Raw genomic sequence first — 12,863 nt, 5'->3', positions numbered from 1 at the left:
ACCGGCGGGCGACCGCAGTGGCTGCCGGAAGCGCGCCTACTTCTTCGCGTAGTACCGGCCGAGGACCTCGGTTTCGAGCTCGTCGAAGCAGCCGTCGATCATCGCCTGGCGGATCTCGGCGACGAGCGAGACGACGAAGTGTTCGTTGTGGATGGTGCACAGGGTGGAGAAGAGCATCTCCTTCGCCTTGTACAGATGCCGCAGGTACGCCCGTGAGTAGTTCTGGCACGTGTAGCACGTGCAGTCGGGATCGAGCGGGCCGAAGTCGCGGCGGTACTTCGCGCCGGTGAGGTTGTACCGGCCGTCGCGGGTGTAGATAGCGGCATTGCGGGCCACGCGGGAGGGCGAGACGCAGTCGAAGGTGTCCGCGCCTGTCTTGATCGCTTCGAACAGGTCGTCGGGTTCGGAGATGCCCAGCAGGTGGCGCGGCTTGTTCTCCGGCAGCTCCTCGCACACCCAGCGGATGATGATGCCGAGGTTCTCCTTCTCCAGTGCCCCGCCGATGCCGTAGCCGTCGAAGTCCATCGCGCCCAGGTCGCGGGCGGCCTTGCGCCGCAGATCCTCGTACTGCGCACCCTGCAGCACTCCGAAGAGCGCCTGGTAGGGCCGGTGCGACCGCTCTTCGGTGAGGCGGAAGTGCTCTTCGATGCAGCGGATCGCCCACAGTCGGGTTCGCTCGAGCGATTCCTCCTGGTAGCCGCGGGTGTTCACCAGAGTGGTCAGCTCATCGAAGGCGAACATGATGTCGGCGCCGAGTTCGTGCTGCACACGCATCGAGATCTCCGGGGTGAAGCGGTGCATCGACCCGTCGAGGTGGGACTTGAACGTCACTCCGTCGTCGTCGACGTTCGACAGCCGCTCCTTGCCGACGGCGACGAGTTCATCGTTCTGCTCGCCTGTCGACTCCATCGAGATGACCTTCTTGAATCCCGAGCCCAGGCTCATCACCTGGAATCCGCCGGAGTCGGTGAAGGTCGGTCCCGGCCAGTTCATGAACCGGCCCAGACCGCCGGCCTCGTCGATGAGGTCCGACCCCGGCTGCAGGTAGAGGTGGTAGGCGTTCGAGAGCACCGCCTGACCGCCGAGTTCGGCGACCTCGTCGGGACGCACGGCTTTGACCGTGGCCTTCGTGCCGACCGGAATGAACGCCGGGGTCTGGATATCGCCGTGCGGGGTGTGGATGACCCCGGTGCGTCCGCCCGTGTCCATGCGGGTGCCCACCTCGAATCCGAAGTTCGATCGGTCGTTGATGGGTGCGGTCTCGAATGCCGCCGAAGTTTCGTCTGCAGTCACCAGACAAGCTTAACTAAGTCCATGACGTTCACCCAGATGCTCACCCTCTCCGAGGTCGCCCCCATCGTCATCGACGGCGGTCTGGGCAGCGCCGCCGAAGATCGCGGCATCGACCTCGGCCACGCCCTGTGGTCGGCCGAGCTCATCCGCCGTGATCCGGACACCCTGCTGGCAGTGCACTCCGCCTTCGCTGATGCCGGTGCCCGCATCCTTACGACCGCGAGTTACCAGGCGACGCCGACGGGCTTCGTCGAAGCAGGAATCAGCGTCGCGGAAGGCAACCGGATCATCACCGACAGCGTGAGAGTCGCGCGCAGTGCCGCAGAACGCAGAGACGTCCTCACCGCCGGTTCCGTCGGCCCCTACGGCGCAGCTCTGGGCGACGGTGCCGAATACACCGGCGACTACCGCTTGTCCTCGTCCGAATACACCGCCTTCCATCGTCCGCGCATCGCTGCCCTCGCCGAGGCGGGAGCGGACCTGCTCGCCATCGAAACCCAGCCGCGCCTCGACGAGATCGCAGCGATCATCGGCCTGACAGACGAGACCGGACTTCCCTCCTGGGTGACCGTGACTCTACAGACCGGCACGGACACGAACGTCCCGATCTTGCCCGACGGCAGCACCTTGGCGGAGCTCGCGGAGGCGGCGGCCGCCTCGGCGAGTGTGCAGGCGATCGGAGTCAACTGTGTGCGCCCATCCCTGGTGACTCCGGCACTGAGAGAACTGTCGCGGCACACGGATCTGCCGCTCATCGCCTATCCGAACTCGGGTGAGATCTACGACGCGAACACCCTGACCTGGCGCGACGGCGCGGAAGCCGGTGTCGGTTCGTGGCCAGTGGCGGAGTGGACCCGCCTCGGTGCGCGGATCATCGGCGGCTGCTGTCGGGTGCGTCCGGAGGACATCGCAGTCCTGACGGAGCGGACCCGAGCCTGAGTCCTCAGGCCCGAGCTCTCACGAGGTCCGGATAGAACTTCTCGGCGACGTTCGGGTGGGACCGCAGCCGGGAGAGGAAGGCGTTCTCGCCGTACACGGCGTGCAGAGCGTCGCGTTCGTCCTGAGTCACACCGCGGGCATCGGCGGCGAGTTCGGCGGGCAATTCGACCTCGGGCAGACGAGCGTTCAGAGCCGGGTTGAAGAAGAACGGGATGGAGATGCGGTCCTGCCCGGGTCCGGTCGGCAGGACACGGTGGACGGTGGCTTTGAGGTAGCCGTTCGTGGCGACTTCGAGGAGTTTGCCGATGTTGACGACGAAGGTGTTCTCGATCGGATCCGCATCGATCCAACCGTCATCGGTGAGCACCTGCAGGCCGGTGGTGCCCGGCTGCGGGTAGAGCAGGGTGAGCGTGCCGGCGTCCCGGTGTTCGCCCACGCCCTGGGTGACGGACTCGGATTCGGCTTCGGGGTAGCGGACGATCTTGATGAAGGATTCGGCATCCTCGGCGAAGGCGGACGCGAAATGATCGCCCGCCTGACCGAGGCTCAGCGCCCACTGTTCGAGGAGACGAGCGCCGACCTCGCTCAGCTGCGCGTGCCAGGATTCCGTGGCCTCGCGCAGCTCGGGCAGCGATTCCGGGTACTGGTTGGGACCGGTGAGGTAGTCGAAGTCGTTGACCGGTTCGGTCACGGGTGCGCGTTCTGGGCCGATGTCGATCTGCTCCCGCCAGTCGACGCGGCCTTGGGTGCGTTCGCCGCCGGTGCGGGTGTAGCCGCGGAAGTGCGGGGAGTTCGTGTTCTCGATCGCGAGCTTCTCTTCCTCGGGCAGAGCGAAGAAGCGGCCGGCGACGTCGATGATGCGGGTGAAGTCGGCATCGGGAATTCCGTGGCCGGTGAGGTAGAAGAAGCCGATCTCATGGGTGATGCGGCGCAGGTCCGCACGGAATGCCTCGGCGGTCGCGGGGTCATCGGCCAGGCTGAGGTCGAGGATGGGGAGCTGGGTGAGGGTCATGTCACAGACGATAGGCACGTCCGCCGTCGTCGCAGCGGCATTCCGTCATCGTGCGCAACACTCAGTCACAGTGCGCTCTCCCGGAACTCCTGCTTGAATGGTCGGGTGACCCACTTCTATCGCCCGTCCGAGGGCCACCGCCTGCCGCACGACCCCTTCAACGCCATCGTCGCACCGCGACCCATCGGCTGGATCGGCACAGTCGATGCCGAGGGCCGCCGCAATCTCGCGCCCTATTCGTTCTTCAATGCGCTGAACTACTCTCCACCGCTCGTGGGCTTCTCCAGCAACGCGTGGAAGGACACCGTTGCCAACTGCCGAGAGACCGGGGAGTTCACCTGGAACCTCGTCACTCAGACGCTCGCCGAGGCGATGAACGCCTCGTCGACCACCGCGGAGGTCGACGAGTTCTCCGCCGCAGACGTCGAGGCGGCCAAGTCCGTGGAGATCTCTGCGCCACGTGTGGCAGCCTCACCGGCGACCTTCGAATGCCGAGTCGCTCAGATCATCGACCTGCGCACCGCGGACGGGGAAAGCTCCGGCTCGTGGTTCACCGTGGGTGAAGTGGTGGGGGTCCATCTCGACGAATCCCTGCTCACCGACGGGATCGTCGACACAGCCGCCGCCGAGCAGGTACTGCGCGGCGGCGGACCGACCGCATACTTCGGGATCAGCTCGGATCAGCGCTTCGACATGCGCCGACCGGGCTGAGTTCGATCACCCGAGGAGCTCAGCCGAGCATCTTACCCGGGTTGAGGATCCCCAAAGGATCGACCGCGGACTTGATCGACGACTGCAGCATCTGAGCGCCGACATCGAGTTCGCGCACCAGCCAGTCCTTCTTCAGATACCCGACCCCGTGCTCGCCCGTGATCGTCCCACCCAGATCGAGACCCAGCTGCATGATCTCCGCGAACGTCTCCTTCGCTTCGGCCACGCTCGCCGGATCGTGAGCATCGAAGAGCACACTCGGATGCATGTTCCCATCCCCGGCATGACCGGCCGTGGACACCTCCACCGAGTGCGCGGCCGCGATCTCGTCCAACCTGGCGAAGAACTCGCCGAGGCGGGACCGAGGAACGCACACATCATCGATGAGCTCTCCCCCACCAAGCCCCGACACGTACTTCTCCATCGCCGGAGACACCGCACGCCGGGCCGCCACCAGCATCTCCGAATCCGCCGGATCATCGGAGAAGAACACCTCATCGGCACCCTGCGCCCTGGCGATCGCCTCGAACGATTCCAGCTCGGTCACACCAGCCTGCCCCGGAGCATCCGACTGCACCAACAACAGTGCACCGGCCCCGTCGGGCAGCCCGAAATCACCATAGGCATTGATCATGCCCACGGTGCCTCCGTCCATGAGCTCGAGCATCGACGGGGCCGCCCCGGAAGCCATGAATGCAGAGACCGTATGCCCGGCCGATTCCATGTCCGGGAAGATCCCGACTCCCGTCACCGGCAGCGACAACAGCGGTTTGAGCCCAAGGGTGATCTCGACGATGACGCCCAGCGTCCCCTCGGACCCGACGAACAGTCCCGCCAGATCGAGACCGGCCACCCCCTTCGCCGTCTGCCGACCCAACCGGGTCACTGTTCCGTCGGCGAGGACGACGGTCAGTCCCCGCACATAGTCTCGCGTCACTCCGTACTTCACACAGCACATGCCACCGGCGTTCGTCGCGACGTTCCCACCGATCGTGGAGATCGCCACCGACCCCGGATCCGGCGGATACGACAGACCGTGCTCGGCCAGCGCGGTCTTGAGGTCCTGGTTGATGACTCCGGGCTGGACCCGGCACGTCTGGTTCACCGCGTCGATGTCGACGATCGCGTTCAGCTTCGCGACGTTGAGCAGGATCGCCCCGTCAGTGGCGTTCGCCGCCCCCGACAAACCCGTCCTGGCACCCTGAGTGACCACCGGGATCCGATGCGCGGTGGCGAAGCGCATCACCGCGACCACATCATCGACGTCGGCAGCACGAACGAGCGCCGAGGCGGTCCCCACCGGACAGAACAGGGCCTTGTCCGACGAATAGGAGTCGATGACATCCCGATCGGCGACCAGGGCGCCCGAGCTCAGCTCGGCCGCAAGTCCGTCCAGGTCCGTGCCCACCGTCGTCTCCGCACTCGTCGTCACAGCGACGCGGCCACCTTGAGCACACGGTCGAGAGCCTCATCGGGTCCGATGCTCACACGCACCCCGCCCTGCAGGCGACGCACGGCAACGGCCTGCTTCGCGCACTCACCTTCGAAGGCGACGGCCGCCTCGGGGTCGAGTGCGATCCACACATAGTTGCCCTGAGCATCGGGCACGGACAGACCCAGCTCCCGCAGACCGTGGGCGAACTTATCGCGGACTGCCGCGACTTCCTTGGCGCGTACGGCCACCTCGTCGACGCGTGCCAGTGATTCCCGGGCGGCGGCCTGGGCACCGGCGGTGACGGAGAACGGGGCGATGACCTGGCGCATCGCCGAGGCGATCTCGACATCGGCGATGCCGTAGCCCACGCGCAGACCGGCCAGGCCGTGGGCCTTCGAGAAGGTGCGTGCGAGCACGAGGTTCGCATGCTTCTTCCGCGCGGCGAGCCCGTCGGCCGCCTCGGTGGCGAATTCGAGGTACGCCTCGTCGAGGACGACGATGACGGACTCGGGCACCTCGGCGAGGAATCCCTCGAGTTCGGCATCGGTGATCGTCGGACCGGTCGGATTGTTCGGCGAGCACAGCAGCACGAGGCGGGTCGTGTCATCGATCGCCGCGGCCAGCCCGGCGAAGTCGTGCCGACCGTCTTCCAGGAGGTCGACGGGGCGCTTCTCCGCGCCCCGCGCCGAGGCGAGGATCGGGTACATCTCGAACGACGGCCACGGATAGACCACGGACGTGCCCGCTTCGAGGGTGATGTTCGTCAGCACCGTGAGGACCTCGGAGGCCCCGGCTCCAGGGACCACCTCGGCGGGTTCGACATCGAGGTGGGAGGCGATATCGGCCACGAGCGCGGCTGCGGTGGGATCGGGGTAGTTCCCCGGAATCGCCGAGGCGGATGCCACCGATTCGATGACACCCGGCAGCGGCGGCAGGTGGTTCTCGTTCGAGGACAGTTTGTACGGGGTCAGGCCGGGGGATGCGACGGGAGGCTTGCCGGGAACGTAGGGAGGGAATTCGGCGAGCGCGTCACGGAGCTGGAAACGTTTGGACATGTGCCCATAGTTGCATATCTTGTGGCACGCAACACAGACTGTCTTGCCAAAGCGTCCGAATGGTCGGATAAAGGCGAGCAGGGCGGACGTCCATCCGCTGTGAGAATGCTCTCGCGACGCTTCGTTCCCACCTCCCGGGTTACAGGTGGGCCGATCCCGGAGAGTACCCTGAGAGACGAATACATGTAGTCAGAGACGAGGAATGAGAGTCCAAATGCCCTCACCGCAGGAAAAAGTCGACGTCGTCTTGATCGGCGGCGGCATCATGAGCGCCACTCTGGGCGCCATGCTGACCGAACTTCAGCCCGATTGGGACATCCGTGTCTACGAGAAGCTCGACTATGTGGCAACGGAGAGCTCCGACCCCTGGAACAACGCCGGCACCGGCCACGCCGCACTCTGCGAACTCAACTACACCCCCGAGGACTCCAACGGTCAGATCGACCTGGAGAAGGCCTCGAATATCAACCAGCAGTTCCACCACTCGCGCCAGTACTGGTCGCACCTGGTCGACACCGGTGTCATCACCGATCCGACGACCTTCATCAATCCCATCGCCCACGTCAGCTACGGACGCGGCGACAAGGGACGTGACTACATCAAGAACCGCTACGAGACGATGGTGCGCAATCCGCTGTTCGCGGACATGGAATACACCGAGGACGCGGACACTCAGGCCGAATGGCTGCCGCTGATGTTCTCCGGCCGCGGTCCCGGGCAGGTCAACGGTATCTCGCGCATCAAGCAGGGCACCGACGTCGACTTCGGCTCTCTGTCGTCTCAGCTGCTCAGCTACGTCGCCGCCAAGGGCGCGACCGTGCGCACCAGCCACCAGGTCACCGACCTCGACCGTTCCTCGGACGGCTGGACTCTCACCGTGAAGGATCTGCTCTCGCACGAGACCCACCATGTGGGCGCGAAGTTCGTCTTCGTCGGCGCCGGCGGCGGTGCACTGCCGCTGCTGCAGAAGTCCGGCATCCCGGAGGGACGCGGCTACGGCGGCTTCCCGGTCTCCGGCTACTTCCTGCGCACCGCGAATCAGGATCTCGTCGCCCGCCACCAGGCGAAGGTGTACGGCCAGGCCGCCCAGGATGCTCCCCCGATGTCGGTGCCGCACCTCGACACCCGTGTCGTCGACGGCCAGGACTACCTGATGTTCGGCCCCTACGCCGGCTTCTCGCCGAAGTTCCTCAAGAAGGGCCGCTTCACCGATCTGCCGTTCTCCGTGCGCGGAAACAACATCGGCACGATGCTCAATGTCGCCAAGGACAACACGGACCTCGTCACGTACCTCCTCGGTGAGCTCGCCGCAACGAAGAAGGCCCGCTTCGAGGCTCTGCAGACCTTCATCCCCTCCGTCGACCCTGCCGACTGGGAACTCATCCAGGCCGGTCAGCGCGTGCAGGTGATGAAGAAGGATCCGAAGAAGGGCGGCGTCCTCCAGTTCGGCACCGAACTCATCTCGTCCGCCGACGGTTCGCTGGCGACCCTGCTCGGTGCTTCACCGGGTGCCTCGACCGCGGTGCCGATCATGATCGAACTGCTCAAGACCTGCTTCCCCCGCGAGTTCGCGGGCTGGGAGAAGAGCTTCAAGGACATGATCCCCTCGCTCGGCCGCGACCTCGTCGACGACGAGACGCTGCTCAAGGAGGTCTCCGAGTACACATCGCGGACCCTGCAGCTCATCTGACTGGACTGACGCACTCAGGCGACGGACATACGGGAGAGGCGGCTGGCCGGAATCCTTTCCGGCCAGCCGCTTCTTACGTTCCCTTAGGAGTTCGGAGCGTCGAGAGCCTCAGAGTTCGACCTGACGGTTGACGTCCTTGTACAGCAGGTAGCGGAAGCGTCCGGGACCGCCGGCGTAGCAAGCCTGCGGGCAGAAGGCGCGCATGGAGATGAAGTCGCCCTCCTGCACCTCGACCCAGTCGCCGTTGAGACGGTAGACGGCCTTGCCCTCGAGCACGTAGAGGCCGTGCTCCATCTCATGCGTCTCCGCGAACGGGATGACCGCTCCGGCTTCGAAGGTGACGATGTTGACGTGCATGTCGTAGGAGAGGTCGTCCGGATCGAGCGGACGGGTGGTGCGCCACCGTCCGTCGGTTCCCGGCATCGGTGACGGTTCGACATCGGCTTCGTTGCCGAACTTCGCTTCAGGGGTCAGTCCCGCCACGGGCTGGTAGCGTTTGCGCACCCAATGGAAGCGGGCCGCCTCGGTGCCGGTGGACTTCGCCGACCACGTCGAACCGGCGGGCAGGAACGCGAATCCGCCGGGGGTCAGCGTGTGCGCGGTTCCCTCATGAGTGACCTCGAGCGTTCCGGCCATGACGAAGAGGAATCCCTCGACCTCGGGCTGCGGTTCCGGCGCCTCCGAGCCGCCGCCGGGGGCGACTTCGAGAATCGTCTGCGAGAACGTCACCGCTCCCCCGGCCACGGGCTTGCTCAGCACCCACGACCGGGTCCCGGTCCACTCGGGCAGGTTCGAGGTGACGATATCGCGCATCACTCCGCGCGGGATGACCGTATAGGCCTCGGTGACGAGGGCACGGTCGGTGAGCAGGTCGGACTGCGGCGGGTGGCCGCCGGTCGGGGCCCAGTAGGTGTACGGGTCGGTCGTCGTCATGGGTGGGATCTCCTTCGGTCTGTGGTCGGTGGGCTCAGTCGAGCGAGCCGGTGCGGGCGAGCTGCCCGAGTTGGGTGAGGCTGAGGTTCGTCCGCGAGGTCACGAACTCCTCGGTGTGGGCTCCGCACACGAGCCCCCGGTCGAGGTAGCGTGCGAGCGCCTTCGCGGTGGCGGGTTCGTCGAGGACCGTCGAATCGGCCTTGAACACGTAGTCGTGCAAGCGCTGCGCCGCCCGTGGCCCACCTTCGCGGTAGAAGGCGAAGGTCGCCAGGAACCGGGTCGGGAGCTGGTGCGGGTGCAGGTCCCAGCCCTGGTAGATCCCTCGTTTGAGGTGGCGGCGGACGAGGCCGGCGTGCAGTGCCCACGCGTGGTGGACCTCTGCGGGCTCGCCGAGCGGGAGGATGTTCGTCGACCCGTCGGAGAGGTGGACTCCGGTGCCGGCGACGGCGAGCATCATCTGGTTCTTCGCGAAGTCCGCGACCGGATGGTCCATCGCCTGGTAGGCCGCTGCCACTCCCATCGACGCCGAATAGTCATAGGTTCCGTAGTGCAGGGAGGTCACGCGCCCGGCCCCGGCCTGCAGCGCCGTCGCCAGCGGCACGGTGCCGTCGGCGGCGAGCACGAGCTGCGGGGTCTCGACCTGGATCTCGAAGGTGATCGTCCCTTCGCCGAGGCTGTGCTCGGCTTCCAGCGCTCGTGCGGCGAGCACCATCGCCCGGACCTGGTCGACGGTGCTGACCTTCGGGAGGGTGAGCACGAGACTATCGGGCAGGCTGCCGCCTGCCTTGATGAGCTCGGAGATGAACAGGTCGAGAGTGCGCAGACCGCGTTCCCGGGTCGCTTTCTCCATGCATTTGAACCGGATGCCGACGAAGCCGGGGGCTCCCTTCTCCGCGCGGCCGGCCACCGCATCGCGGGCGGCCTGGACGACCCACCGATCCTCGGTCTCGTCGCCCTGGTCGCCGAACCCGTCTTCGAAGTCCAGGCGCAGGTCCTCGATCGGCTCACGTTCGAGTTTCGCAGTGACCGCCTCGGCGAGGAGTTCGGCTTCACGGGCCACCTGGTGGATGCTGACCACCTGGCCGGGGATCGCGGGACCGGATTCCTTCCGGGCGGCGGTGATGACGCGTTCGGCCAGCTGCAGCATTCCGCCATGGGCCTCGACGCATTCGAGCGCCTGCTGTCCCCACTGGTACGGCAGGTCGGCACTCGTGCGGTCGCCGGGCACGTACACGGTGTGTACGGGCTGGCGGACGTCACGATCACCGGGGTACGCGGTCGCCAGAAGCTCGTCCGTGTCCTGAAGCAGTGAGTCGATATCGGCGAGTGTTGATCGTTCCACTTTCACATTCTCTTTCTCTGCACGGGTTCGACGGCGAGGCGGCGGTGTGCGAGCCTGGCCTCATTGTCTCTCATTCTCCGCCCTCGGGCACGCAGGCTCTCTGGGGTTTCAGGACGAGACCCGGGCGACCGCCTCGGCGACCTTCTTTGCGACTTCGGGATCGAATACGGAGGGGATGACGTAGCCGGGGTGGAGTTCGTCCTCGGGGATGCACGAGGCGATGGCGTCGGCGGCGGCGACCATGATGTTCTCGTCGATGTCGCGGGCTTCGGCGTCGAGGAGTCCGCGGAAGATTCCGGGGAACGCGAGCACATTGTTGATCTGGTTCGGGAAGTCGCTGCGGCCGGTGGCCACCACGGCTGCGTGCTCGGCCGCCTCGGCGGGGTCCACCTCGGGGTCGGGATTGGCCATGGCGAAGACCAGCGCGTCCGTGTTCATCGCCGCGATATCGTCACCGTCGAGCACATTCGGGGCGGAGACGCCGATGAACGCGTCGGCGCCGACGACGGCCTCCTTGAGTGTGCCGGAGAAGCCTTCGGGGTTCGTGTTCGCCTGCAGCCACTTCTTGTGGTCGGTGTCGACCGTCGAGTCCGGACCGATCGCCCCATCACGTCCGCAGGCGATGATGTTCGTGGCCCCGGCGACCTGGAGGAGGCGGATGATGGCGTTGCCGGCCGCGCCGACTCCGGAGACGACGATCCGCAGATCCTCGATCTTCTTGCCCACGACCTTGAGCGCGTTCTTCAGTGCGGCGAGGGTGACGACGCCGGTTCCGTGCTGGTCATCGTGGAAGACGGGGATATCGAGTTCTTCGCGCAGGCGGGCCTCGATCTCGAAGCATCGCGGAGCCGCGATGTCCTCGAGGTTGATTCCGCCGTAGGCCGGTGCGATGGCCTTGCAGATGGAGATGATCTCCTCGGTGTCCTTCGTGTCGAGGGCGACCGGCCAGGCGTCGACACCGGCGAACTGCTTGAACAGCACGGCCTTGCCCTCCATCACCGGCATGGCCGCCTCAGGCCCGATATCGCCGAGGCCGAGCACCGCGGTGCCGTCGGTGACCACGGCGACGGTGTTGCGTTTGATCGTCAGCCGCCGCGCATCCTCTTTGTTCTCCGCGATCGCCTTGCACACGCGGGCCACACCCGGGGTGTAGGCGCGGGAGAGGTCGTCGCGGTTGCGCAGGGGCACCTTCGGGGCGGATTCGAGCTTCCCACCGAGGTGAAGCAGGAAGGTGCGGTCCGAGACCTTGTGGACGTCGACTCCGGGCAGCGCACTCAGCGCATCGGAGACCTCGTCGGCGTGGGCGACATCGCGGGTGTCGGCGCTGACGTCGATGATGACCGAGTGCGGAGTGGATTCGACGACGTCGAGGGCGGTGACCGATGCGCCGGTGGCGGCGGCCGCGGCGACGAGGTCGGAGGTCGAGGCCTGACCGACCTCGGTGCCGACGCGCAGAGTGATGGAGTATCCGGGACTGGTGGCGACCATGGGCAATATCCTCCTTGATATCAAGTTTCCGTATTATGGATAATAACTTCTGCCTAGTGGAAATACTAGACGGTGTCAGTGTATTCGGAAAGTTTCTTCCATTTCGGGACTAGACTGAACGGAGTTTCACTGCCGAGACTCACCACAGATTAAGGAACCTCGATGAGCAGCAAGGACACCCCGGCGATCCGCCAGTCCAAGGGCGGCGTGCAGTCCGTCGAACGCGCGTTCGGACTGCTTGAGTGCATCGCGAACTCCGCAGGATCGGCGACGCTGAGCCATATCGCCGCGGACGTCAATCTGCCCCTGCCGACGATCCATCGCCTGCTCAACACACTCGTCAACCTCGGTGTGGTCCGACAGCTGCCCGATCGCGGCTATGCGCTCGGACCCGGGTTGGTGCGACTCGGCGATATCGCCGGCTCCCAGCTCGGCGCCGTCGCCCGCCCCTACCTGCGCGAGCTCGTCGCCGAGCTCGGGGAGTCGGCGAACGTGGCGACGATGGACGGAGACATGGTCGTCTACGTCGATCAGGTCGCATCCGAACGCCAGATGAGGATGTTCACCGAGGTGGGACGCCGTGCACATATGCACGCCACCGGGGTCGGCAAGGCCATCCTCGCAGGGCTCGAGTCCGAGCAGGTCCGGCATATCGCGGCCACTGCCGGAATGCCCACCCCCACGGAATACAGCATCGGGACGATCGAAGATCTCGAGGCCGAGCTGGGCCGCATCCGTGAGCGCGGCTATGCCATCGACGAACAGGAGCAGGAGCTCGGCGTGCGCTGCTTCGCCATGGCCATCCCGGACTCCCCCGCGCCATTGGCGATCTCCGTCTCGGGTCCGATCAGCCGCGTCGACCAGTCGTTCGCCGATCGCGCCGTGCCCCTGCTCAAAGACGCGGCCGCCCGCATCTCCGCTGAGATGCAGAGCGGCCGCTGACTCTGGCTGCAGTTCCCGAACCG

The 12,863-nt window shown here is 66.0% G+C and carries 11 protein-coding genes; 4 read left to right on the top strand and 7 right to left on the bottom strand.

Features of this window, described 5'->3' with window-relative positions; all coding sequences use genetic code 11:
• Nucleotides 1-36: 36 nt before the first annotated feature.
• Nucleotides 37-1,293 carry a tRNA guanosine(34) transglycosylase Tgt gene (gene tgt / locus ACSBQT_RS13495; protein WP_410710833.1) on the bottom strand — a complete coding sequence of 419 codons (1,257 nt, stop codon included), beginning with the start codon at nucleotides 1,291-1,293 and terminating at the stop codon, nucleotides 37-39.
• A gap of 21 nt (nucleotides 1,294-1,314) precedes the next feature.
• Between tgt and mmuM the strand changes: the two genes are divergently transcribed.
• Nucleotides 1,315-2,232 (top strand): homocysteine S-methyltransferase, encoded by a 918-nt coding sequence (mmuM, locus tag ACSBQT_RS13490; RefSeq protein WP_410710834.1) that lies wholly within the window; start codon nucleotides 1,315-1,317, stop codon nucleotides 2,230-2,232.
• 4 nt (nucleotides 2,233-2,236) lie between these two features.
• Here mmuM and ACSBQT_RS13485 read toward each other — a convergent pair whose 3' ends face one another.
• Nucleotides 2,237-3,244, bottom strand: a complete 1,008-nt coding sequence (locus ACSBQT_RS13485) for an isopenicillin N synthase family dioxygenase (protein WP_410710835.1) — start codon at nucleotides 3,242-3,244, stop codon at nucleotides 2,237-2,239.
• A 105-nt stretch (nucleotides 3,245-3,349) separates the two neighbouring features.
• On the opposite strand from ACSBQT_RS13485, the gene ACSBQT_RS13480 reads away from it, so the two are divergent.
• On the top strand, nucleotides 3,350-3,955 hold the full coding sequence (locus ACSBQT_RS13480; protein ID WP_410710836.1) for a flavin reductase family protein: 606 nt from the start codon (nucleotides 3,350-3,352) through the stop codon (nucleotides 3,953-3,955).
• A 19-nt stretch (nucleotides 3,956-3,974) separates the two neighbouring features.
• Here the strand turns inward: ACSBQT_RS13480 and ACSBQT_RS13475 are convergent, their stop codons facing one another.
• A complete protein-coding gene (locus tag ACSBQT_RS13475; RefSeq protein ID WP_410710837.1) occupies nucleotides 3,975-5,387 on the bottom strand; it encodes an FAD-binding oxidoreductase in 1,413 nt (470 codons plus the stop codon).
• The gene (locus tag ACSBQT_RS13470; RefSeq protein ID WP_410710838.1) at nucleotides 5,384-6,445 is read right to left on the bottom strand and encodes a pyridoxal phosphate-dependent aminotransferase; all 1,062 of its coding nucleotides are present in this window, start codon (nucleotides 6,443-6,445) and stop codon (nucleotides 5,384-5,386) included. The genes ACSBQT_RS13475 and ACSBQT_RS13470 overlap by 4 nt, the downstream gene beginning before the upstream one ends.
• Before the next feature lie 214 nt (nucleotides 6,446-6,659).
• Here ACSBQT_RS13470 and ACSBQT_RS13465 point away from each other — a divergent pair, with 214 nt between their 5' ends.
• Nucleotides 6,660-8,135: a malate:quinone oxidoreductase gene (locus ACSBQT_RS13465; RefSeq protein ID WP_410710839.1), complete on the top strand. Its 1,476-nt coding sequence runs from the start codon at nucleotides 6,660-6,662 to the stop codon at nucleotides 8,133-8,135.
• 108 nt (nucleotides 8,136-8,243) lie between these two features.
• Here ACSBQT_RS13465 and ACSBQT_RS13460 read toward each other — a convergent pair whose 3' ends face one another.
• From ACSBQT_RS13460 to ACSBQT_RS13450, 3 genes are all read right to left on the bottom strand, one after another.
• Entirely contained in the window at nucleotides 8,244-9,068 is an 825-nt protein-coding gene (locus ACSBQT_RS13460; RefSeq protein WP_410710840.1) for a bifunctional allantoicase/(S)-ureidoglycine aminohydrolase, read from the bottom strand.
• A gap of 34 nt (nucleotides 9,069-9,102) precedes the next feature.
• Nucleotides 9,103-10,410 (bottom strand): DUF6986 family protein, encoded by a 1,308-nt coding sequence (locus tag ACSBQT_RS13455; RefSeq protein WP_410710841.1) that lies wholly within the window; start codon nucleotides 10,408-10,410, stop codon nucleotides 9,103-9,105.
• Between the two features lie 108 nt (nucleotides 10,411-10,518).
• On the bottom strand, nucleotides 10,519-11,898 hold the full coding sequence (locus tag ACSBQT_RS13450) for an NAD-dependent malic enzyme (RefSeq protein ID WP_410710842.1): 1,380 nt from the start codon (nucleotides 11,896-11,898) through the stop codon (nucleotides 10,519-10,521).
• 162 nt (nucleotides 11,899-12,060) lie between these two features.
• Here ACSBQT_RS13450 and ACSBQT_RS13445 point away from each other — a divergent pair, with 162 nt between their 5' ends.
• Nucleotides 12,061-12,840 (top strand): IclR family transcriptional regulator, encoded by a 780-nt coding sequence (locus ACSBQT_RS13445; RefSeq protein ID WP_139907129.1) that lies wholly within the window; start codon nucleotides 12,061-12,063, stop codon nucleotides 12,838-12,840.
• The last annotated feature ends 23 nt before the right edge of the window (nucleotides 12,841-12,863 follow it).

This window comes from Brevibacterium sp. H602, from assembly GCF_051172395.1.
Taxonomy (GTDB): domain Bacteria; phylum Actinomycetota; class Actinomycetes; order Actinomycetales; family Brevibacteriaceae; genus Brevibacterium.
This window is presented reverse-complemented; position numbering and strand designations above follow the sequence as displayed.

What these genes read in the sequence shown, in the direction of transcription:
- mmuM (WP_410710834.1), top strand. Translation starts at nt 1,315, where the DNA reads ATGACGTTCACCCAGATGCTCACCCTCTCCGAGGTCGCCCCCATCGTC.
- ACSBQT_RS13485 (WP_410710835.1), bottom strand. Translation starts at nt 3,244, where the DNA reads ATGACCCTCACCCAGCTCCCCATCCTCGACCTCAGCCTGGCCGATGAC.
- ACSBQT_RS13470 (WP_410710838.1), bottom strand. Translation starts at nt 6,445, where the DNA reads ATGTCCAAACGTTTCCAGCTCCGTGACGCGCTCGCCGAATTCCCTCCC.
- ACSBQT_RS13465 (WP_410710839.1), top strand. Translation starts at nt 6,660, where the DNA reads ATGCCCTCACCGCAGGAAAAAGTCGACGTCGTCTTGATCGGCGGCGGC.
- ACSBQT_RS13460 (WP_410710840.1), bottom strand. Translation starts at nt 9,068, where the DNA reads ATGACGACGACCGACCCGTACACCTACTGGGCCCCGACCGGCGGCCAC.
- ACSBQT_RS13450 (WP_410710842.1), bottom strand. Translation starts at nt 11,898, where the DNA reads ATGGTCGCCACCAGTCCCGGATACTCCATCACTCTGCGCGTCGGCACC.
- ACSBQT_RS13445 (WP_139907129.1), top strand. Translation starts at nt 12,061, where the DNA reads ATGAGCAGCAAGGACACCCCGGCGATCCGCCAGTCCAAGGGCGGCGTG.